Genomic DNA, 21,791 nt, shown 5'->3' with positions numbered 1-21,791 from the left:
GAAACTCAAAAAAGCCGCGCATCAGGCGCTCAGGCCACGGGGCAGCTCAGCCAGAAGGTCGTCGTGTTGTTCTCCGACGCCACTCCGAGCTGGATGCTCATCTGATGGCTCAGCATCGCGGCGATCGTCAGCCCGAGGCCGAGGTGATTGCTGTTCTTCGAGCCATGAAACGGACGGAACACCTCCTGCATCTTCTCCGGGGCGATCTGGGAGCCGGTGTTGCTCACCAGGATGTCCACACGGCGCTGCTCGGCGGGTGTGATCGTGCCAGGGCCGCAGATTTTCAGCGCGCAGCGTCCGCCGCCCTTCGCCGCGGCCTCCGCGGCGTTTCTCAGCAACTCGACGAGGATGTCCTTGAACTTCGTCGGATCGACGAGAATCGGCGGCAGCCCGGCCTGCACGTCCGCCTCGAGCTGCACGCCTTCCTTTTGAAACGGCTCCATCACCGCGCCCTCGATCACGCCGAGATACTCGTTCAGGTTCAGCGCCTGCGGGCTCAGCTTCGCGCAGCCGCCCGCGGCGCGGATGCGCTCGCTCAAGTTCGTCACGCCCACGGATGCCTCGCGGATGTGCTGCATGTTTTCGCTGACGCCGGGGTCGAGGTCTTCGGTCATCAAAATCAAGCTGCTGAAGCCCTGGATGACAGCCAGCAGGTTGTTCAGCTTGTGGGTCAGTCCGCGCAGCAGTTCCTGGTGAAAGCCTTCGCTGTGTTCATTGCCGAGATTGAGGGACGTGGGGAAATAAAACTGCATGGCGTGGGCGGGGACAGGCCGGAGTAATGCAGTCTCGCGGCGGCGCTGGCAATCCCGATTTTGGCGGCTTTCAGCGGCAAAACGTGACGAAAAAGTGGCATCAGCACGCGCCGCACGCCAGTATCACGCGCATGCCGCTCCTCGAAGTCAGACATCTCACCAAGCGCTGGCCCACCGGCCGCCTGGCGCTCGATGATGTGAGCTTTGAGGTGAAGGAGGGCGAGATTCTCGGATTGCTCGGCCACAACGGCGCCGGCAAGAGCACCATCATGGGCATCACGCTCGGCATGGTGCGGCCGGACCAGGGCGAGGTGCGCATCGGCGGTCGCAGCGTGCAGAAAGACCGCGGCGGCGCGCTCCAGCAGATCGGTGCGATCTACGAGGCCGCCGTGTTTTACGATTACCTCAGCGGCTGGCAGAATCTCCGTGCTCTCTGCACTCTCTCCGGCTGGTGGGACGAGGCGGAGGTGAAGCGCGTTGTGCAGATGGTGAATCTCAACCGCGCCATTCATCACAAGGCGTCCACTTACAGCCATGGCATGCGCCAGCGCCTCGCTCTCGCGCAGGCCATGCTGCCGCAGCCGAAGATCCTCCTGCTCGACGAGCCCACCGACGGTCTCGATCCCGAGGGCATCCGCGAATTCCGCGAGTTGATCCTGCACCTGCGCAAGCATCAAGGGCTCACCATCATGCTCAACTCGCACCTCCTCGCCGAAGTCGAGCAGATGTGCGATCGCTGCGTCATCATCAAGGATGGCAAAAAGGTCTTTGAAGGCCCCGTTCCCTCGCAGGAAAAGACGCGCCGCATGTTCCAGCTCGAAACGACTGATCTCGGCCTCGCCCGCGAGATCATGGACCGTGCCGGAGCCACGATGGACAAGCACGGCGTCGTCGAAGTGCCGCTCAACATGGAGCCGCACGAGCTCGTCGCCGCGCTCGTGCGCGGCGGCGTTCACGTCAACGCGTGGCAGCCGCACCGCCGCACGCTGGAACAACTCTACATGGGCCTTTCCTCGAAATCATGACGCTCTTCTTCCAGCAATGGTATGGCGAGCTCCTGAAGCTCTTCGCGCGGCGCCGCACCTACATCGGCTTTGGCGCTTTCATCGCGCTGGAGATCACCATCCTTCTGCTCATCAAGAAATTCGGCATGGGGCCCATTCAGAAGGCCATCGTCGGTTCCGGGCAAAGCTTCGAGCACTACTTCTCCGCCATCACCGTGGCCTCCACCGTGATGAGTTTTTCCGTCTTCCTGCTTGGCGCGTTGTTTTTGAGCCTCGTCGCCGGCGACATCGTGGCCAAGGAGGGTGAGGACGGCCACATGCGCCTCCTGCTTGCGCGACCCGTCAGCCGTTTTCGGCTTCTCCTTCTCAAATACCTCACCTGCACCGGCTACGCGGTGTTTTTGATCCAGTTCCTCGCCTGGAGCTCCTTTTTGCTCGGCGTGGTGCTGCGTGGCTGGGGCGGCGGCTACTTCGCCATCGTGCCGGAGGTCTCCATCGTCGCGTTTTATGAATGGGGGCCCGGCCTGCAGCGCTACGCGTGGAGTTCGCTCGCGCTCGGTCTCAGCATGACGACCATCAGCAGCATCGCCTTCTTCCTGTCCTGCTTCCGCATCAAGCCCGCCGCCGCCACCATCGGCGCGCTGACTTACATCCTGGTGGACTTCATCCTGCGAACCAGCGGTTTTATGGACAGCTACCAGCACTTGCTCATCACGAAGCACATGGCCGCCTGGGGCCGCGTCCTGGCCGAAAGCATCGACTGGCCGCTCGTCTGGCGCGGCTATGCCGTCGTCTTTGCCGTCAACATCACTCTTTTCACCCTCGGCTACGCCGTGTTTGAATCCCGCGACTTAAAATCATGAATGTCATCAACAACATCCGCCAGGTCCGCGCATGGCACACCGTGAACCGCGGCGTGCGCTGCGTATTCGTGCCCACCATGGGCGCGCTGCACGAGGGGCATGCCGCGCTGATCCGCGCCGCCCGCGAGATCGCCGGCGCGAACGGCAACGTCGTCGTCAGTATCTTCGTCAACCCGCTCCAGTTCGGCCCCGCCGAGGATTTCTCCAAGTACCCTCGCACGCTCGTCGAGGATCTCGCCCTCTGCCGCGACAACGGCGCGGACATGATTTTCGCCCCGAAGTCTGAGGAGCTGTATCCCGCCGACCGCAGCATCGTCCTGCAGGAGACCAGCCTTTCGCAGGTGCTCTGTGGAGCCAGCCGTCCCGGCCACTTCGACGGCGTCTGCACCGTCGTCGCGAAGCTCTTCAACCTCGTCCAGTGTGAGGACGCCGTGTTCGGCAAAAAGGACTTCCAGCAACTCGCCATCATCCGCCGCCTCGTCCGTGACCTCGACTTCAATGTCGTCCTGCATGCCATCGACACCGTGCGCGAGCCCGACGGCCTCGCCATGAGCAGCCGCAACCGCTACCTCAGCCCCGACGAGCGCGCCCAGGCTCCTGCGCTGTATACCGCGCTCAAGCTCGCCCGTGAAGCCTGGAAAAACGGTGGTGAGCGCGATCCCGCCGCCCTCGTCAACCTCATCAAAAGCCATCTCCAGCAGCATGCTCCGCTCGGCCGCATCGACTACGTCTCCGCTGTTGACACCGTCACGCTCCAGCCCGTCTCCGCCACCACCGAGCAAGTCGTCATCGCCGCCGCCGTCTTCTTCGGCAGTGCCCGCCTCATCGACAACATCGAGCTGAAATAAGCCTCAATGTCCGAACTGCCCGCCGCCTCAGACACCGTTGAAGGCTACGACGCCGAGATCATCCGCCGCGTCTGGGCGCTCGCGCAGATCATCCCCGGGAACGACCCCGAAGTCTGGCGCAAAGACGAGTTCGGCGCGTGGATTCACCGCGCCGACTACCGCAATCGCCACTCTGACTACGGCTGGGAGATCGCCGACTACGGGTTCAGCCGCCGCGGTGCAGGCCTCGCCTCCCTGCGCCCCATGCAGTGGCAGAATCATCTCGACTTCATGATTGCCGCCCGCAATCAGGCCGTCGTCACCGCCGACGGCCTTCGCAACGCCCGCAGGTTGTTGTAGAACGACTTTTCAAGCTCGTTCAGGCAAGTCCGGCGTTCTGACCGCGTTTCCACGCCGCATGTCACGCCTCGCGTTCATCCTTCTTCTCGCCGCCACGGCCTCCCACGCTGCCGACTTCGCAAAAGACGTCTTCCCCGTCCTCCAGCGCGCCTGTTTCGAGTGCCACGGCTCCGAAAATCAAAAAGGCGGCCTGCGTCTCGACATCGCCTCGAAAAAACACGCCGAGACCGGATCCGAGCTGCTCCGTCGCGTCGCTTTGCCGAAGGAGGACAAGGACGCCATGCCACGTCGCGGCGACCGCCTCACCGCCGCCGAGATCAATCATCTTCGCGACTGGATCAGCACCGGCGCGAAATGGCCCGACAAGCTCGAAACGCTCAAGCACTGGTCCTACATCCCGCCGCAGCGGCCCGCGCTTACAGCCATCCAGAACAAAGCGTGGCCCAAAACCGGGCTCGACCACTTCATCCTCGCGAAACTCGAAGCCAGCAAACTCACGCCTTCTACCGAAGCCTCGCCCGAAACTCTCATCCGTCGCCTCTCCCTCGATCTCACCGGCCTGCCGCCGACGCCGCAGGAGGTGGCGGACTTCGTGCGTGATTGTCAGGCAAAGACAATCAGACAAGGAGACAATCAGACAAGGAGAGAGGGTGCCGGCGCTTCAGCAACGGTCTCATTGTCTCCCCATCCGACTGTCTCATTGTCTTCGTCGTCGCAGTCCGACAAAGCCTACGAATCCCTGGTGGACCGTCTCCTCGCTTCCAAAGAATTCGGTGTCCGCTGGGCCCGGCCTTGGCTCGATCTCGCACGCTACGCCGACTCGCACGGCTTTCAGCGCGACGACCTGCGCGAAATCTGGGCCTGGCGCGACTGGGTCGTGAACGCGCTGAATGCAAACATGCCCTTCGACCAGTTCACGCTTGAGCAAATCGCCGGCGATCTGCTCCCGAACGCCACCCCCGAGCAAATCATCGCCACCGGCTTCCATCGTTGCACGCCGACGAACGTCGAAGCCGGCACCGAGCCCGAGGAAAGCCGCATCAATCAGGTCATCGACCGCGTCAACACCACCGGCGCCGTCTGGCTCGGCACCACGCTCGAGTGCGCCCAATGCCACAACCACAAATACGACCCCTTCACCCAGCGCGACTACTACTCGCTCCTCGCCTACTACAACAACACCGAGAAGGAGGCCGAGCGCACCAACCCCAAAACACCCGGCTCCATCCAGTTCAAAGGCGTCGCGTATCAAATCAAGGACACCAGCCGCGAGGAGCAGCGCCAGCAGCTCGCCGCGCAGATGAAAGCCCTCGAAGCTCAGATCGCCGCGCAAAGCGGAAACCCGGCTGTCGCGCCTTCTCGCCAGACCGGCTCTGAAAATCCCGTCCAGCCGCTCAAACCCACCTCATTCATCACCGAAAGCGATGCCGAGTCCGAGTTGCAGGCCGATGGCAGCACCCTCCTCACCGGCCCCGTGCCCGAAACGGACACTTACACCTTCGAAACCGAGCTCGGAGCCGGTGAATTGAGCGGATTGATGCTCGAAGCCCTCACCCATCCCTCCATTCCTGGCGACGGACCCGGCCGCGGCGGCGCGAATCGCCCCAATTTCGTCCTCCATACCTTCGACTGCACCCTCACGCTGCCCGATGGCAAAACCCAGCCGCTGCAATTCAGGGCCGCCCATGCCGACTACTCGCAAAATGGCTATGCGGTGACCAATCTCCTCGACAAAAGCGGCAAAAAAGCCTGGGCCATCGGCCGCCGCTTTGGCGAGCCGCACTGGGCCGCGTTTGAACTCAAACAACCCCTGCAAATCGCCGCCGGAACCAAGCTCAGCATCCGCATGGAGCAGAATTTCGGCAACGGCCTCGTCATGGGCTGCCTGCGCATCTCCCGCATCCGTGGCGATGTCGCCGCCGCGCTTCCCGAAGTCGGGGAAGATGACGGCAAAGCCGCGAAATCCAAAAACCCGCAGCTCGCCAAGCTCGAAAAACAAAAAGCCACGCTTCAGAAGCAGATCGCCGCGCTCGCCAGTCCCACCAGCGAAGTCATGCGTGAGCTTCCCGAGCCGCGTATGACCGCCATCTTCAAGCGCGGCGTTTACACCGATCCTGCCGAGAAAGTCACACCCGCCGTCCCTGCCATCTTCAACGCCAAGATCAACGGTCCGCCGAATCGCCTGACTTTGGCCAGATGGCTTGCCAGCCGTGACAACCCGCTCGCCGCACGTGTCACCGTGAATCGCTGGTGGGCGGAAATCTTCGGCCAGGGCATCGTCACCACCCTCGAAGACTTCGGCATCAAAGGCGCGCCGCCCTCACATCCCGAGCTGCTCGACTGGCTGGCCGTCGAGTTCATGGACAGCGGCTGGAACATGAAGCATGTGCTCAAAAAGATCGTCATGAGCGCCGCTTATCGGCAGAGTTCTTCAGCAGGAGAGAACAGAGACAACAAAGATCGGAAAAACTCTCCGTTACCTCTGTTGTCTCCTGTTCAAATCGATCCGGAAAACCATCTCCTCTGGCGCGGCCCGCGTTTCCGTTTCGACGCCGAAACCATTCGCGACAACGCGCTCGCCATCGCCGGACTCGTCAATTTGAAGCAGGGCGGCGCGCCCATCCGTCCGCCGCAGCCCGACGGTCTCTGGCAGAAAGTCGGCGGCCAGAACTACAGCTACGTCGTCAGTCCAGGCGACGAAAAGTACCGGCGCGGCCTCTACGTCGTGCTCAAACGCGGCTCGCCGTATCCCAGCTTCGTGAACTTCGACGCCGGCGCCCGCATGGCCTGCGTCGTGCGCCGTTCGCGCAGCAACACGCCTCTCCAGGCGCTCACGCTGCTCAACGATCCCGTTTATGTCGAGGCCGCGAAGGCCTTCGCGCGTCGCATCGTCGCCGAATCAACCAGCAGTGACCTCGATTCGCGTTTGCAGCACGGCTTCCGCATCGCCGTGGCCCGCAAACCGAGCCCGCAGGAGCTCGCCGTGCTCAAAACGCTGTGGGAGACACAGTTTGAATCCGCCAAAGCCGACGCAAAGGCCGCGAACGAGCTCGTCGCTGGTTTTGAAATCCCCAAAAGCCTTCCCGTCACCGAATTCGCCGCCTGGTATGCCGTCGCCAGCGCCATTTTGAACCTCGACGAGTGCGTCACGAAAGGTTAAGCGCGCATTCGCCAAGAATCGGCTGGTGATGGCGTTGTTTGTGCGGCTATTCTGCCAGCCATGCAGCCGAACGCGCCGACATCCTGCCCGCACTGCTCCTCAGGCGAGGAGAAGCCGGTGATTGTCGAGACCATCATCAAGCCGGCAGCTCCCGCCGCCTACATCTGTCCGATGTGCGCGGGCGTCGGCTCCGACAAGCCGGGCGCGTGTCCGCAATGCGGCATTGCTTTGGAGAAAAACCCGCTCGCCAGGCGCAACGAGCCTGAATGCTGCGGTGATGGTGGCGATGAGGAAGTACGCGACCTCTGGTGGCGCGTGCGCTGGAGCGCGGCGATGACGATTCCCGTGCTGCTGCTCTCGATGGGCATGGATCTGCCTGTCATCCGCGGCATTCCGCACGAAGCCTCCGGCTGGATGCAGTTCGTCTGGGCCACGCCGGTTGTTTTTTGGGTCGGCTGGCCGCTGCTGGGGCGTTTTGGCCGCTCTTTGCTCACGCTGAAGCTGAACATGTTCACGCTCATCGGCCTCGGCGTACTGGCCGCGTGGGTTTACAGCACGGTGGCGGTCTTCGCCCCGCACTTGCTGCCGCACGAGGCCGCGCATGGCATGGCGCTCTACTTTGAAAGCGCCGCGGTCATCACCGTGCTCGTGCTGGTGGGCCAGTTGCTCGAATTGCGCGCGCGCAAGGCCACCGGCTCGGCGATTCGCGCTCTGATGAACCTCGCGCCCAAAACCGCGCTGCTCGTGCGCGACGGCGTGGAGATCGACACACCGGTCGAAGCGATTCAAACCGGCGACGTTCTGCGCATCAAGCCCGGCGCGCGCATTCCCGTCGATGGCATCGTCACTGAAGGCAGCTCAAGCGTGGATGAATCCATGCTCACCGGCGAGCCGATGCCGCGCACGAAGGAAGCGGGTGCGCGTGTGACCGGCGGCACGGTGAACGGCGCCGGCTCTTTCCTCATGCGCGCCGAACGTGTCGGCGCGAACACGCTGCTGAGCCAGATCGTCGAGATGACGGCGAAGGCGCAGGCCAGCCGCGCGCCGATCCAACGCCTCGCGGATCGTGTTTCCGCATGGTTTGTGCCCGCGGTGGTCGGAGTCGCGCTGCTGACCTTCCTGCTGTGGTGGAGTTTTGGTCCGCAGCCCTCGCTTGCCTTTGCCGTGGTGAACGCCGTGGCCGTTTTGATCATCGCCTGCCCGTGCGCGCTCGGTCTGGCGACGCCGATGGCCGTCACCGTCGGTCTCGGCCGTGGCGCGCAGCTCGGCGTGCTCATTAAGAACGCTGAAACTCTCGAACGGCTGCAGGACATCGACATCGTGATGCTCGACAAGACCGGCACGCTTACCGAAGGCAAGCCATCCGTGACCGAAATCGTGCCGCTGCCCGGCCTTTCCGCGCGCGATTTGCTCGCATGCGCGGCGGCGGTGGAGGCGTTTAGCGAACACCCCATCGCCGCAGCCATCGTGAACGCGGCGAAGGAGCGTAACATTCCGCTGGCCACCGTGACCGATTTTCAATCCATCACCGGCGGCGGCGTGCTCGGCAACATCGGTGAGAACGAGGTCTTCGTCGGCCAGGCGTCGTTTTTGAAGAAGAACGGCATCTTTATCGAGTCCGAATGCCTTGCGCGTTCGGCGCAGCTTCAGGCGGAGGGATGCACGGTGGTCGTTGTCGTTCTCAACGAGAAGCCACTCGGCCTCATCGCCATCAAGGACAAGATCAAGGAGACCACGCCGCAGGCCATTGAGGCGCTGCATGCGCTCGGTTTGAAGCTGCAGATGATCACCGGAGACGCGCAGCCCACCGCGCAGCGCGTGGCGAAGGATCTCGGCATCGACGAGGTCGCCGCCGAGGTCTCGCCGAAGGAGAAACTGCTCCACGTTTACCAGGCGCGAGGAAAAGACCGCCACGTCGCCTTCGCCGGCGACGGCATCAACGACGCGCCCGCGCTCGCCGCCGCCGATGTTGGCATCGCGATGGGCACCGGCACCGAGGCGGCCATCGAGAGCGCCTCCATCACGCTGGTGAAGGGTGATCTGCTCGCCTTGCATCAGGCCTTCGCCCTCAGCCGCGCCACGATGAAGATCATCCGGCAGAACATGCTCTTCGCCTTCCTCTACAACGGCCTCGGCATCCCGCTCGCCGCCGGTTTGCTCTATCCCTTCACCGGCTGGCTGCTCAACCCGATGATCGCCAGCGTGGCCATGTCCCTGAGCAGCGTTTGCGTGATCCTGAACAGCCTGCGGCTGCGGCGGTTCAAGTGACGAGCGCGGTCTTGATAACTTCCGTTCCGAAACTAAACTCGTAGCATGAACGCAGCCCTTGAGGAGCCAAAGAAATCCGCCATCACCATTGATCCTGAGATCATGGGCGGCGAGCCGGTGTTTCACGGCACCCGCGTGCCCGTGGCCAGCCTGTTTGAGCATCTTGAGAGCGGTTGCTCGCTTGATGAGTTTCTCGACTGGTTTCCCACCGTCACCCAGCAGGCGGCAGTCGAGGTGCTGATGGAGGCACATCGCAGGCTCGTGCAGTCATGAAAGTGCTCATCGACGAGTGTCTGCCCCGCCCTCTCAAATCACGTCTCTTCGGACACGACTACCGTACTGTTCAGGAAATGGGCTGGGAAGGTGTGAAGAATGGGCAATTACTGCTGCTTGCCGAGAAAGACTTTGAGGTCTTCCTCACCGGCGACAAAAATCTCCGCTATCAGCAAAATCTCGACACCCGGCAGATCGCTGTCGTGCTGCTGCCCACCACGCACTGGCCGACGTTGCGTTTACATGTCCCAGCCATCCAGACCGCGATGGAGACGGTAGGGCCACGCCAGTTTATTGAAGTGTCATTGGCATGATCCTGCTTTTATACCCGCACCTCCTCACCAGGCTTGCCCGGAAGGCTGTTCTCTGAAACAGTGCGGCCGTATTTCCTTTTTCCACCGTGAAACCAGCCCCGGACTCTCAACCTCCCGCCGACCCCAAGGAACAACCGTCGTTCGACACAGGGAATGTCACGCTCGGGCCGGAGGATGTGACCATCGCTGTGCCAAACCTCAAAAAAGGCCAGCCGCCGCCCACGATGGGTGCCCCGCGGCAACCTCCGGAGGACACTCCGACCGGCATGGTCACGCTCGGCCCCGAGGATGTGACCATCGCGGTGCCGAATCCCAGCCGCAGCCTGCCGGCGGCCACGATGGGCATGAAGCAGCCGCCTTCACTCGGAGACACGGGAAACATCACCCTTGGCCCGGATGACCGCACCATCGCGATCCCGACAAACAAGGCCCCGACCATCCAGCCGACGCTGCCCGGTGCTGCCACGCTGCCGAGCCACGGCGGACTGCCTGCGGCCACACGTGGTCCGGTGACGGGCACAGGAGCCAGCAAGCCGCGCTCGCACATGGAGTCGCTCACCGGCAATGACGGCTGGATCGGCGACCGCTACCGTCTGCTTGACAAGCTGGGCGAGGGCGGTTTCGGCGTCGTTTACCGTGCCGAGCAGGTGAAGCCCATCCATCGCATCGTGGCGATCAAGATCGTGAAGGCGGGCGTGACCTCTGCGGACATTCTGGGCCGTTTCGCCATCGAGCAGCGCACGCTGGCCATCATGGAGCATCCAAACATCGCCCGCATTCTCGACGCGGGCGAGACGGACATCGGCGCGCCCTACTTCGTGATGGAGATGGTGAAGGGCCGCTCCATCACCAGCTACTGCAAGCAAAACGACCTCAATTTGCGCGAGCGCCTCTCGCTTTTCATTCCCGTCTGCCGCGCGGTGAACCACGCGCATCAGAAGGGGATCATCCACCGCGACATCAAGCCCGGCAACATCATGGTGATGGACGAGGCGGGCAAGGCGGTGCCCAAGGTCATCGACTTCGGCATCGCGAAGGTGCTCGAAGGCGAGGGCTCCGGCCACACCATCGCCACCGGTGTCGATCAACTCGTCGGCACGCCGGGCTACATCAGCCCGGAGCAGATCGAAAACGGCAGCTCGCATGTCGATACGCGCTCGGACGTGTATGCGCTCGGCGGCGTCTTCTTCGAGCTGCTTTGCGGCCGCGCGCTCATCACACCTTCCGACATCGCCGCAAAACCGATTCATGTCCTGCTGCGTGATCTGGCGGAGAAAGATCCGCCGAAGCCCTCCTCCATCGAGCCTTCGGTGCAGGGCGATCTCGACTGGATCGCCCTCAAGGCGCTGGAGCGTGATCCGAACCGCCGTTACGGCAGCGCGGACGATCTGGCGGACGACATCACGCGCTACCTGAGCTTCGAGCCGATCACCGCCCGTCCGCCGAGCCGGGGTTATCTCATTCAGAGGTTTGTGCGCCGTCACCGCGTCGGAGTCGCTGCTGCCATCGCGATCTCGCTCGCCGTTTTGATCGGCGGCATCACCAGCACCGCGATGTATTTCAAAGCGGAGCGCAACCGCCTCGAAGCCGAGCGCGGACGCGAAAATCTGCGCAAGTCCTACAGCCGTTCCGACGAGCAGATGGCCCGCCAGCACATCGAGGACAGCCTGCATGGCGACGCGGTCGCCTATCTGGCCCGTTCGTTGCGCACCGACCCGGCCAACGATCTCGCCACCACCAATCTGCTCTCGCTGCTGGCCAACGTGCATCTCATCCGCTCCGATTTTCCGGCGCTGAAGCTGCCGGATGGCGCTCCTGATGCCAAAAAAGTCGTCGTCAGCCCGGAGGCGGGCGTGGCGCTGGCCGTTTCGGGCATTCAGCCGAAGGCAGGTCCCGCGCCGGTGAACGAGCCGCCGCCCGAGCGTGAGGTCATTTCCATCTGGAACCTGAAAACCGGCGAACGCACCGATCATCCCGTGCAGCCAGGTGTCATGATCCAGTGTCTGGAAATCACGCCTGATGGTCTCAGCGCCGTCATCGGCCGCGATGATGGCGGCGTCGAGCTGTGGTCGCTTAAGGACGGCAAACGGCGGAACCTCCAGCCGCGCATGCCGATCATGGTCACCTGCCTCGCCTTCTCCGGCAACGGGGAGAAACTACTCGCCGGTTGCGAGATCGATGGCGAAGGAAAAGGCACCATCCAGGCATGGAATCTTTCACAGCCGCAGGATCCCGCCCGCGTCATGAAGCAGAAAGGCGGCGTCACCGAGATCGCCGTCGATCATGAGGGTGTCTTCGCCGCGTCCATTTACAGCGGTGACTTCATCAATCCCGCGGGAGACGACGGCGCCGCCACCACCTGGGATTTGCGCACCGGCATGGCCCTCGGCGAGCCCATTGAGGTGGACAAAGGCCTCCTGCATGTCGCCATCGAGCCGAAGAAGGAGATCATCGCCCTCGGCATGAGCAACGGCCTCGTCTTCGTCGGCAGCTTCCGCAACGGCGGCGAGGTGCTTCCGCCGCTCTCTCATCCCTCGTCCATCACCGCGCTCTCCTTCAGCACGGATGCGAAGTCCATCATCGTAGGCGACGGCGCGGGCTACATCTACGACTGGAAGCTGGAGGACGGCAAACTGCGCTATCCCTCGCGCGCCCACAGCAGTGAGATGCTGCGCGCCAGCCCTATCCGCGACACCAGCCTCGTGATCGGCGTCTCAAAGGAAGGCATGGTCAGCGTCTTCGACAGCAAGACCGGGGCGCTCAGAAAAGTCTCGCTGCAATACAGCCTGCGTGATGCCAGGACCAGCCTCGACGGCTCGCTGCTTGCCTTCGCGCCGCGCGGCGTCTCCTCCATCCAGGTCTGGAACATCCATGAGCGCATGTCAGGCCGCCGTTTCGTCGATGTGCTCGACAAAAACCTCATCACCCGCATCAAAGGCCCCGACAATTCGCCCCAGCAGCTCCGCGACTCCGAGGCCGGCGGCGCGAACCGCCAGAAGTCGCTCTACGCCGCCGCGGACGCCGACGGAACCGTCTTCATCTACGATGCGAAGACGCTCAAACCCATCTGCGAGCCGTTTTATCATCCGCCCGCCGTCGGCGCCGTCACTTTGACGATGGATGGGAAGTACCTCATCACCTCAGGCCGTGACCGCGAGGTGCGTGTATGGGACATCAAGACGCGCGAAAACATCGTCCGCATGCGTCACGACTCGTTCGTGTCCGTCATCGCGCTCAGTCCCGATGACCAGCGCCTCGTCACCATCACCGACGAGGGCGAGATGCGCGTCTGGAACTTCCGCACCGGCTACTGCCTCACCCCCGGCATCCGCGACACGCCGCGTGAAAGCCTTGAGCAGGAGGGCATCGTCGTCGCTCGTGTTTCAGACGACGCCAAAACGCTGCTCTTCCGCGTCTCCGAGCACGCCTTCTTCGACATGCCCATGCCGCCGAAGGACACCGTGCTGCCGGAATGGTTCCTCCAGTTCGCCGAGGGCCTTGGGCGCCGTCATCTCACATCCGACGGCCGTCTTGAATCCCTCACGCTCGAGGATTTCCAGCAACGCGCCGCCGCCATCCCGAAAACACCCGCGCCGGGAGAGGAGATCGCCGTTTTGTGGGCCCGCTGGCTCATGGCGCCGTCCGCCACGCGTCCTCTTTCACCCTTCGACGAGCAGCCCTTCGACGCCTACCTCCTGTCTCTCAAGGACCAGGGCTCCCCCGCCGCCGCCCGCGAATACCTCCGCTACCGTCCGAGGGATCGTGACATGATCGACCGCGCCGCCAAATTCGTGCTGCCGAAATAAACCATCGCAATTCGAATCATCCCGCGATGACCGCCGCGCGGGCGTTTTCCTCAGCGCCGGTCTTTTGCAGGTAGTAGTCGTAATCACCTGTGTAAGTCGTCAGCTTGCCTCCATTGATGTGGATGACCTTCTGGGCGAGGCGGCGGATGAAATGCACGTCGTGGGAGATGAAGACGAGCGTGCCCTCGAACTTCTCCAGCGCCATGATCAGACCTTCGATGGCCCAAATGTCGAGGTGCGTCGTCGGCTCGTCCATGAGCAGCAGGTTCGGCGGATCGACGAGGAACTTCACGAGGTTCAGACGGCTTTTTTCACCACCGCTGAGCACTTTGCACTTTTTGTGTACGTCCTCGCGCTTGAAGAGGAATGAACCGAGAATGCTGCGTGCCTCGTCCTCGCGGATCTCCGGCGCGACGCGCTTCAGCTCCTCCAGCACGCTGCAATCGGGATCGAGGGTGTCGGCGCGATGTTGGGAGAAGTAGCCGAGCTTCACATTCGTGCCGAGCTTGCGCTCGCCTTTCTGGAAGGGCACTTCGCCGGCCAGAATCTTGATCAGCGTCGATTTGCCCGCGCCGTTCGGCCCCACGAGCACGGTGCGTTCTCCGCGCTCGATTTCGAGGTCCAGGCCCTGGTAAACCTGCTTCGTGCCGTAGGCCTGGTCGATGTTCGACAGCGCGATGAGGCGCTGGCCGCTGCGCTGCGGCTGCGGGAAGTTGAAACGGAAGCCTTTGCGCAGCGGGCGCGGCTTTTCGAGCTTCTCCATTTTCTCAAGCTGGCGCTCGCGGCTTTGCGCCTGCGCGGCCTTGGAGGCCACGGAGCGGAACCGGTCGATGAACTCCTGCATCGCCTCGATTTCCTTTTGCTGGTTTTTGTACGCTTGCATGGCGCGCTCCCAGTTTTCCTCCCGCTGCTTCAAATAATCGCTGTAGTTGCCCTTGTAGGCGATGAGCCTGCTCTCCTCGATCTCGTAAACATTCTGCACGAGCTCGTCCATGAAGTCGCGGTCATGCGAGATCATGAGGATGGCGCCGGGGTAGTTCTTCAGATAATTGCGGAACCACATCAGCGACAGGAGGTCGAGATGGTTCGTCGGCTCGTCGAGCAGCAGCAGATCGGGCTCCATCACCAGCAGCCGCGCCATGTGCGCGCGCATCACCCAGCCGCCGCTGAATTCGCGCGCGGGCCGGTCAAAGTCGCCTTCCAGGTAACCCAGGCCCTTCAGGATGCGTTTTGCCCGCGCCTCGGCCTGCGGATCCTGCAGCGCGTCATGTTTGGCATGCGCCTCAAAATATTCCGGGCTGGAGACATCACCTGCGGCCTCGAACGCGGCCAGTTCCTTCTCCAGTTTCTCAATTTCCCCCGCTTTGCCCGTCGCGACCTCGAGAACGGTCTCCTGGCCCACCGCCTCGGCCTCCTGCGGGAGAAAGCCGACCGTCGTCCACTCGTCGCGGATCACTTCGCCCGCGTCCGGCGTGTCATTTTTCAAAATGAGCGAGAACAAGGTCGATTTGCCCGCGCCGTTCGGCCCCACCAGCGCCACGCGTTCGCCGTGGTTGATCGTCATGGTCGCGCCGCTGAACAGAACGCGGGCGTTGAAGGTCTTGGTGACGTTGCGGATGGTGAGCATGGGGGCGGATGAGGTAGTGCATCCCTCGTGCCATGCAACCACGAGCAGGCTCCGGCGGCGGAATCGCTCAGCCCGCCTTTCGCGCCATCACCGCCCGCGGCTTGTGCTCCGTGAGGATTTTGGAGACTGGCACCTCCACCGCGCTCTCGCGGCCGAGGAACTCCAGCAGCACGCGCACGCGCTCCGCGCCGGTCAGCATCGCGTTCACGATGCCCTTCAGGCCGCGCATCGGTCCTTCGGTGAGCTCCACCATGTCGCCCACCTTCACATCCACCAGCACCTCCCGCACTTCCTCGTCCTGCATCTCCTTTTTCAAAGCCTCGATCACTTCGTCCGGCACCGGCGTGAGATTGCCGCCGAAATCGACCACCTTGATCACACTCTGGGAGTGCTTCACGGCGCGCAAGGATTCGATCGGCGTGAAGCGGGCGAAAAAGTAGCTCGGGAACAGCGCCTCGATGAACCACACCTTCCCGCGCCGCGTGCTTTTCTGGAAACGGATGCGCGGGCAGTACACCTCCACGTTCTCCAGCCCCACCATCAGCGCCGCGGCGATGTGCTCGCACTTCGGGCGTGTGTGGACGACATACCAGGCCGGGGTGGAGTCTTTGTTGTTCATCGAGCGCCACCATACTGCCGCCTGTGATCTTCGAGGCAACCGCAAACCTGCCGTGGAACATGGCATTTGCGCATCTGTGCGGTCTGCGCCACCTGTGCGGCCGTTTTTTTCCCGTCCGACGCGCATGTTTGCCGATCTCTACGACTATCTCTACCATCTGGCGCCCGAAGGCGGCATCCCGCTCAAAGGCACGGGCATCGTCGTGGCCCTGGCGCTCATCCTTTCCCATGCCTGGGCGCTGAAAAACACCGCGAAGACCCAGGCCTTTCTCAAAGCCTTTCCGCGCACCTTCAAGTGGGGTGTCATCCTGCTCACCATCGACATGATCTGGAGCGTCTTCGCGCTCGCGAACATGGACATGGGGGAGTTTTTCGACAAACGGCGCATCTTCATCATGATCACCATCGGCGGCTATGTCGCCGTGCTGGTCTATGTGAAGGAATTCCTCGCCGTTCGCGCCCTCGGCGCGTTGATGCTGCTCGCCGCCGGTCCGGTGCTCACCGCCGCCTTTCTCCAGCCGCAGACCAGCCGGCTGCTGCTGCCCATTCTGGCTTATGTGTGGATCATCGTTGGCATGTACTTCATCGGCATGCCTTTTCTCATGCGTGACTGGGTGAACTGGCTGCTCGCCAAACCGCAGCGCTGGAATCTCGCGGTCTGGTCCGGCATCGCTTACGGCGCGGTGCTGCTTCTCGCGGCGATCCTGTTCTACTGATGAAGCCGCAGCCCCGCGTCCTCGTCATTCGTGGCGGTGCGATTGGCGACTTCATCCTCACGCTGCCCGCAATTCGTTTGCTGCGTGAAACCATCACCGGCTGCCATCTCGAAGTCATCGGTTATCCTTCCATCGCCGAGCTCGCCCGCTCCGCCGGACTCGCCGATGAAATCCGCAGCCTGGAACATCGCACGATGGCTCCGTTGTTCGCCAAAAACGCGCCCATCGACGAGGCGCTCGCCGGGCATCTGCGCGGCTTCAATCTCGTCGTGAGCTTTCTCTACGATCCCGACGGCCTGTTCCGCGCCAGCATGGAGCGTGTCGGCGTGAAAACACTCATCGAGTGCTCACCACGCGTGCAAAACGAGGGCCCACACGCTTCGAGACAGCTTGCCAGGGGCCTCGAAAAGCTCGCCATGTTCCTTGAGCAGGAGCATCTGGCCCGTGCGCACTTTGAACGACGGCAGAATGGCTCCAAACGCATCGCCATCCACGCCGGCAGCGGTTCGGTAAAGAAAAACTGGCCTCTGGAGCACTGGCTTCGGCTCGCGGACGAATGGCCGGCTGACGAGATTGTTTTCATCACCGGCGAGGCTGAGGAGGCCCGCGGTGTGAAGATCACGACGCATGAAAACTGGCACGCGTTGCCGCTCACCGAGCTTGCCGGCCGTTTGAGCGCCTGTTCCGGCTTTTTGGGTCATGACAGCGGCATTTCGCATCTCGCCGCCGCGTGCGGTGTGCCGTCTCTGCTGCTGTTTGGCCCGACGAATCCAGCCGTGTGGGCGCCGCCGCAGCCATGGGTGAACGTTTTGCTGGAGGAAAGCGGTGATCTTGCCGCGCTGTCGTTCGAACGCGTGAAAATGGCAGCCACGCAAGTTGTTGCGAATTTGTAACGTGCTAGTCTGCATCTTTCCAAATCATGTCCGACACCCAAACACCCGCTCGTATCAAAGCCTTCCTCATTCTTGGCGCTCCAGGCAGCGGCAAAGGCACTCAAGGGAAGGTGCTCGGCTCCATCCCGCGCTTTCATCATCTCGCCTGCGGCGATGTGTTTCGTTCCCTCGACACACGCACGCCGCTCGGGCAGAAATTCGTCCAATACTCCAGCCGTGGAGAGCTGGTGCCGGATGACGTGACCGTGCAGCTCTGGCATGCAAACCTGAAGCAGCGTATCGACGCTCATCTATTCAAGCCTGAGATCGACTTCCTCGTGCTCGACGGCATCCCGCGCAACGTGGAGCAGGCCAGGTTCATGGAGCCGCACATTGATGTGCTGAAGGTCTTCCATCTTTCCTGCCCCGACCGCACCGAACTGGCCCGTCGTCTGCGCAAACGCGCCTTGAAGGACAACCGCTTCGATGACGCGAATGAAACCGTCATCCAAAACCGCTTCGCCACCTACGAGGCGGAGACGAAGCCGATCCTCGAACACTATGCGGGCGACCGCATTCTCGACATCGACGCCAGCCAGCCGCCCGCGAAGGTGCTCTACGACATCATTGGCGGCGTCATGCAGCTCGATGCCTGGAAAGAGCTGGAGAAGATGAAGGTCTAGCCCGCACGATGCGCGTTCTTTTCATCGGCACAGGCGACATCGGCCTTCCTTCGCTGGAGTGGCTGCTCAGCACGCCGAAACACGAAGTCGTCGGCGTCGTCACGCAGCCGGACAAGCCCGTGGGCCGCAAACAGGTGCTCACACCGCCGCAGATCAAGGTGCGTGCGCAGGCCGCTGGCATTCCGGTGATCCAGCCTCCGAAAATTCGTCACGCCGTCGAGGAACTGAAGGCTTTCAATGCCAATGTCGCGATTGTCGTCGCCTACGGCCAGATTTTGTCCCGCGCCGTGCTCGACGTGCCGAAATTCGGCTGCCTGAACATTCACGCATCGCTCTTGCCGCGTCATCGCGGTGCCGCGCCGATCCAGGCCGCGATACGTGATGGCGATGCCGAGACCGGCGTCACCATCATGTTCATGGATGAGGGGCTGGACACCGGTGACATTCTTTTGATGAAACGGCTGCGCATCGCCGCTGAAGACACTGGCGGCAGTTTGCATGACAAACTCGCGCTCCAAGCCCCCGCCGCGCTCGAAGAAGCGCTCGATCTTCTCGCCACAGGGCATCCGCCGCGTGAGAAACAAGACGACGCGAAGGCCACGCACGTCCGCAAACTCACCCGCCAGGACGGTCGCATCGACTGGACATGCCCCGCCATCGAGCTCGACCGCCTCATCCGCGCCTTCACTCCGTGGCCCGGCACATTCTGCATGCTGAAGGACACGCAGATGAAGATTCACCGCGCCCAGGCCATTCCCGAGGCGAATGCCTGCCCATCCCCCGGCACCATCGTCAGCACCAACGCCAACGGCATCGTCGTCAGTTGTGGTGATGGTCTGCTGAACCTGCTCGAAGTCCAAATCGAAGGAGGCAGACGCTTGTCTGCCGCCGACTTCCTGCGCGGGCACCCGCTTGAAGCGGGCGATGTGCTGTTTTAGTCCGGATTACTCCTGCAAAAACAGGAACACGCCCTTTTTGTTGCCGACGATCACGTCGGTCTTGCCGTCCTTGTTCACGTCACCGGCGGACACTTGTGTGCCGACGCCGCTGTCGTCGTCGATTTGATGTGGGATCAAATCAGCGCCGCCTTTGCCGTCACGTTTGATCTGGAACCAATAAAGAACCGCCGGAGCACCGGGTTCGGCGTCCTTGTTCGGGCCGTGAGCCCAGTAGCGCTTGCCGGTGATGAGGTCGAGCACGCCGTCACCATCGACATCCGCCATCGTTGTGGCGTGGGTTTGGGTGAACTTCACGCCATGCGGGCTGTCCTCCGGCTTCTCGCCGAGAATCTGATGTGTTGCGAAGCTGCCGTCCGGCTTTTGCTCATAGTAAGCGAAGCCGTAGCCGTGTGCGTCCCAACTGGTGAGCACATCGTTCTTACCGTCGCCGTTCACATCATAGACCTGCATTTGGGAGCCACCGCGAGCGCCTTCAGGAGCAAATGGTACCGGATGAAACACCCACTCTTCCGAAGGCGTGGACGGTTGCTCACGCCAGCCGTCCTTGTCGAGGATGTCGGGGCGCTTGTCGCCGTTGATGTCGCCGAAACCGTAGCCGTGCGTGTAGCGGAAGTAGCGCTTCACATCCGGCTTGGCGATGGCGTGATATGTCGCCTTCGCTCTCGGATTGGCCCAATCGAGCGACGCATAACCGAGGCGTCCGCCCGTGTGGCAGATCAGTTCCGGCTTGCCGTCGCCATCCATGTCGCCGAGCTGCGGTGACTCGTTGTCGGTCACGTCGAAGACGATGTGGCGTTTCCAGGCTTCCTTCGTGCGCTTGCCAGGATTCTCATACCACGCGGTGATGTCGCCCGGCCAGGAGAAGACCAGGATGTCCATCTTGCCATCGCTGTTAAAATCGTAGGTGTTGGTGAGGAAGTAATCCGAATAGCCGAGCGGATCGACCGCCTTGCCTTTGAACTCAGGCGCGGACTCGATGAACTTCGCGTGGTTCGGCACATAGTCCTCGTCGGTCAACGGCTTGTTGCGCTCTGGCTTCGGCGCGTTGTAAGCGCTACGCTCCTTGAATTCCGGCCCCCACCACACAAACGGTCCCGCGCAGATGTCGTTGTTTCCATCCTGGTCGAAGTCGGCAAAGTGCGCGCCTTCGCACCAGAATTCGTTGGAGAGCGTGAGCTTCTTGAATTTCACATCAGCAGCGCACAACGGCAGCGCGAGAAGCAAGGTTGGGATGAGCAGTTTGGTCATGGTGGTTGGCAGGGAACAGGACGAAAAGGAGTGATCTTGCAGCGACGACCTCACCCCAAAAACTTTCCAGGATTCAAGATGCCATTCGGATCGAGCGCCTGCTTCAAACGAAGGTGCGTTTCATGCGCGGTGGGCGGGATGGCATCGCGCCACCAGCGCTTTTTGGCGACACCGATGCCGTGCTCGCCGGTGATGGCACCGTTCCAGGCGATGATTTGATGGAACAAACGATCAAGTGCAGCCTCGGCGCGTTCGCGGATCGCCGGATCGTCCATGGTCGGCACCATGATGTTCACGTGGATATTGCCATCGCCGGCATGGCCGAAACTGGCGACGGGGAAGCCAAACTCGGCCTGCAACTGCTCGGCGAAATCGACCAGCTCGACGAGTTTGCCGCGAGGAACGACGATGTCCTCGTTCAATTTGATCAAGCCGGTGTTGCGCAGGCTGTAGCTGAACTCACGACGCAGCTTCCAGAACGCCTCGCAAGCTTCGTCGCCCACCGCCTCGTTCAAACAGATGCAGCCGAGATCACGCACGAGCTTCACGAGTTGCTGAAGCTCGCCTTTGACCGAATCGGCATGGCCGTCGATCTCGACGAGCAGATGCGCATCGCCCTGAGGCGTGACGGATTCGCCAAGATACTCGCGGGCAGCACGCAGCGTGAACTTGTCGGCGATTTCGAGCGCAGAAGGCAGGAATCCGCTGCCGAGGATGCGCTGCACCGCGTTGGCAACTTCGGCGAAGGAATTGAAGCCCGCCGAAAGCATCGCGCGCATCGGCGGATGCGGAATCAAACGCAGCGTGGCTTCGGTGACGACACCGAGCATGCCTTCGCTGCCGACCATGAGGCCAACGAGATCAAAACCCGTCTTGTTTTTGTGACAACGCCCGCCCGCCTTCACGATGGAACCATCGGCAAGCACGGCTTCCAAGCCGAGCACGTAATGACGAGTGACGCCGTATTTCAGACAGCGTGGGCCACCGGCGTTGGTGGCGATGTTGCCACCGAGACTGCATTCCTTGAGCGATGCCGGGTCCGGCGGGTAAAACCAGCCGAGTTTTCGCACGGCGGCCTGCAAGTCGCCGGTGATCACGCCGGGTTCGACCACGGCGACGCCATCCTCGATGGCGATCTCCTTGATCTTGTTCATGCGGGCCACGGAAAGAGCGATCCCGCCTTTCGCAGGCACCGCGCCGCCAACATAGCCGACGCGGGCACCTTGCGGCGTGACGGGGATTTTGTGTTCGTTCGCAAAGCGCAGCGTTTTGGACACATCGTCCACGTTTTGCGCATGCACGACGACCTCGGGCGGGTTCGACGCGAACCACTTGTCCGTGCTATGCATGGCGATGTCCGCCGCGGTGGTCGAAACGCGGTCGGGACCGAGAAGAGAGAGAAGTTGATCGGCGAGGGAAGCCATTCATGGAGACTTGGCCA

General features: G+C 62.3%; 18 protein-coding genes. 13 read left to right on the top strand and 5 right to left on the bottom strand.

All coding sequences use genetic code 11. The features are described 5' to 3' along the window. Positions 1-29: 29 nt before the first annotated feature. Positions 30-752: a sensor histidine kinase gene (locus tag ACILSE_RS11660; RefSeq protein WP_395717568.1), complete on the bottom strand. Its 723-nt coding sequence runs from the start codon at positions 750-752 to the stop codon at positions 30-32. 131 nt (positions 753-883) lie between these two features. On the opposite strand from ACILSE_RS11660, the gene ACILSE_RS11655 reads away from it, so the two are divergent. The 9 genes from ACILSE_RS11655 (at position 884) to ACILSE_RS11615 (ending at position 13,627) form a co-directional block, all read left to right on the top strand. Beyond that, entirely contained in the window at positions 884-1,777 is an 894-nt protein-coding gene (locus ACILSE_RS11655) for an ABC transporter ATP-binding protein (protein ID WP_395717567.1), read from the top strand. Then, the gene (locus ACILSE_RS11650; RefSeq protein WP_395717566.1) at positions 1,774-2,619 is read left to right on the top strand and encodes an ABC transporter permease; all 846 of its coding nucleotides are present in this window, start codon (positions 1,774-1,776) and stop codon (positions 2,617-2,619) included. The genes ACILSE_RS11655 and ACILSE_RS11650 overlap by 4 nt, the downstream gene beginning before the upstream one ends. After that, positions 2,616-3,467, top strand: coding sequence for a pantoate--beta-alanine ligase (gene panC, locus ACILSE_RS11645; protein ID WP_395717565.1), 852 nt, complete (start codon positions 2,616-2,618; stop codon positions 3,465-3,467). The genes ACILSE_RS11650 and panC overlap by 4 nt, the downstream gene beginning before the upstream one ends. A 6-nt stretch (positions 3,468-3,473) precedes the next feature. Continuing rightward, positions 3,474-3,806 carry a hypothetical protein gene (locus ACILSE_RS11640; RefSeq protein WP_395717564.1) on the top strand — a complete coding sequence of 111 codons (333 nt, stop codon included), beginning with the start codon at positions 3,474-3,476 and terminating at the stop codon, positions 3,804-3,806. A 58-nt stretch (positions 3,807-3,864) separates the two neighbouring features. Next, positions 3,865-6,966, top strand: a complete 3,102-nt coding sequence (locus ACILSE_RS11635; protein ID WP_395717563.1) for a PSD1 and planctomycete cytochrome C domain-containing protein — start codon at positions 3,865-3,867, stop codon at positions 6,964-6,966. Between the two features lie 60 nt (positions 6,967-7,026). Beyond that, positions 7,027-9,234, top strand: a complete 2,208-nt coding sequence (locus tag ACILSE_RS11630; RefSeq protein WP_395717562.1) for a copper-transporting P-type ATPase — start codon at positions 7,027-7,029, stop codon at positions 9,232-9,234. A 45-nt stretch (positions 9,235-9,279) separates the two neighbouring features. Continuing rightward, the gene (locus ACILSE_RS11625; protein WP_395717561.1) at positions 9,280-9,507 is read left to right on the top strand and encodes a DUF433 domain-containing protein; all 228 of its coding nucleotides are present in this window, start codon (positions 9,280-9,282) and stop codon (positions 9,505-9,507) included. After that, a complete protein-coding gene (locus ACILSE_RS11620; protein WP_395717560.1) occupies positions 9,504-9,821 on the top strand; it encodes a DUF5615 family PIN-like protein in 318 nt (105 codons plus the stop codon). The genes ACILSE_RS11625 and ACILSE_RS11620 overlap by 4 nt, the downstream gene beginning before the upstream one ends. Before the next feature lie 86 nt (positions 9,822-9,907). Next, positions 9,908-13,627, top strand: a complete 3,720-nt coding sequence (locus tag ACILSE_RS11615; RefSeq protein WP_395717559.1) for a protein kinase domain-containing protein — start codon at positions 9,908-9,910, stop codon at positions 13,625-13,627. A 16-nt stretch (positions 13,628-13,643) separates the two neighbouring features. On the opposite strand, the gene ACILSE_RS11610 is transcribed toward ACILSE_RS11615, so the two are convergent. Together ACILSE_RS11610 and ACILSE_RS11605 are read right to left on the bottom strand one after the other, a co-directional pair. After that, on the bottom strand, positions 13,644-15,254 hold the full coding sequence (locus ACILSE_RS11610) for an ABC-F family ATP-binding cassette domain-containing protein (RefSeq protein WP_395717558.1): 1,611 nt from the start codon (positions 15,252-15,254) through the stop codon (positions 13,644-13,646). Between the two features lie 67 nt (positions 15,255-15,321). Next, complete coding sequence (locus ACILSE_RS11605) at positions 15,322-15,873, bottom strand: transcription termination/antitermination protein NusG (protein ID WP_395717557.1); 552 nt, start codon at positions 15,871-15,873, stop codon at positions 15,322-15,324. 124 nt (positions 15,874-15,997) lie between these two features. Between ACILSE_RS11605 and ACILSE_RS11600 the strand changes: the two genes are divergently transcribed. The 4 genes from ACILSE_RS11600 to fmt are packed head-to-tail and all read left to right on the top strand — an operon-like array spanning position 15,998 to position 19,081. Beyond that, on the top strand, positions 15,998-16,588 hold the full coding sequence (locus ACILSE_RS11600) for a hypothetical protein (protein ID WP_395717556.1): 591 nt from the start codon (positions 15,998-16,000) through the stop codon (positions 16,586-16,588). Beyond that, positions 16,588-17,481, top strand: coding sequence for a glycosyltransferase family 9 protein (locus ACILSE_RS11595; protein WP_395717555.1), 894 nt, complete (start codon positions 16,588-16,590; stop codon positions 17,479-17,481). The genes ACILSE_RS11600 and ACILSE_RS11595 overlap by 1 nt, the downstream gene beginning before the upstream one ends. Before the next feature lie 26 nt (positions 17,482-17,507). Next, positions 17,508-18,143 (top strand): adenylate kinase family protein, encoded by a 636-nt coding sequence (locus ACILSE_RS11590; RefSeq protein WP_395717554.1) that lies wholly within the window; start codon positions 17,508-17,510, stop codon positions 18,141-18,143. A gap of 8 nt (positions 18,144-18,151) precedes the next feature. Next, a complete protein-coding gene (gene fmt / locus ACILSE_RS11585; protein WP_395717553.1) occupies positions 18,152-19,081 on the top strand; it encodes a methionyl-tRNA formyltransferase in 930 nt (309 codons plus the stop codon). A 6-nt stretch (positions 19,082-19,087) separates the two neighbouring features. Here fmt and ACILSE_RS11580 read toward each other — a convergent pair whose 3' ends face one another. After that, positions 19,088-20,350: an FG-GAP repeat domain-containing protein gene (locus ACILSE_RS11580; RefSeq protein WP_395717552.1), complete on the bottom strand. Its 1,263-nt coding sequence runs from the start codon at positions 20,348-20,350 to the stop codon at positions 19,088-19,090. A gap of 50 nt (positions 20,351-20,400) precedes the next feature. Beyond that, entirely contained in the window at positions 20,401-21,774 is a 1,374-nt protein-coding gene (locus ACILSE_RS11575; RefSeq protein ID WP_395717551.1) for an FAD-binding oxidoreductase, read from the bottom strand. Positions 21,775-21,791 lie beyond the last annotated feature (17 nt).

It is taken from the genome of Prosthecobacter sp. (assembly GCF_044236155.1).
Classification (GTDB): Bacteria; Verrucomicrobiota; Verrucomicrobiia; order Verrucomicrobiales; family Verrucomicrobiaceae; genus Prosthecobacter.
Note: the sequence above shows the minus strand (reverse complement) of the source record. Positions and strands in the feature narration are given on the sequence as shown.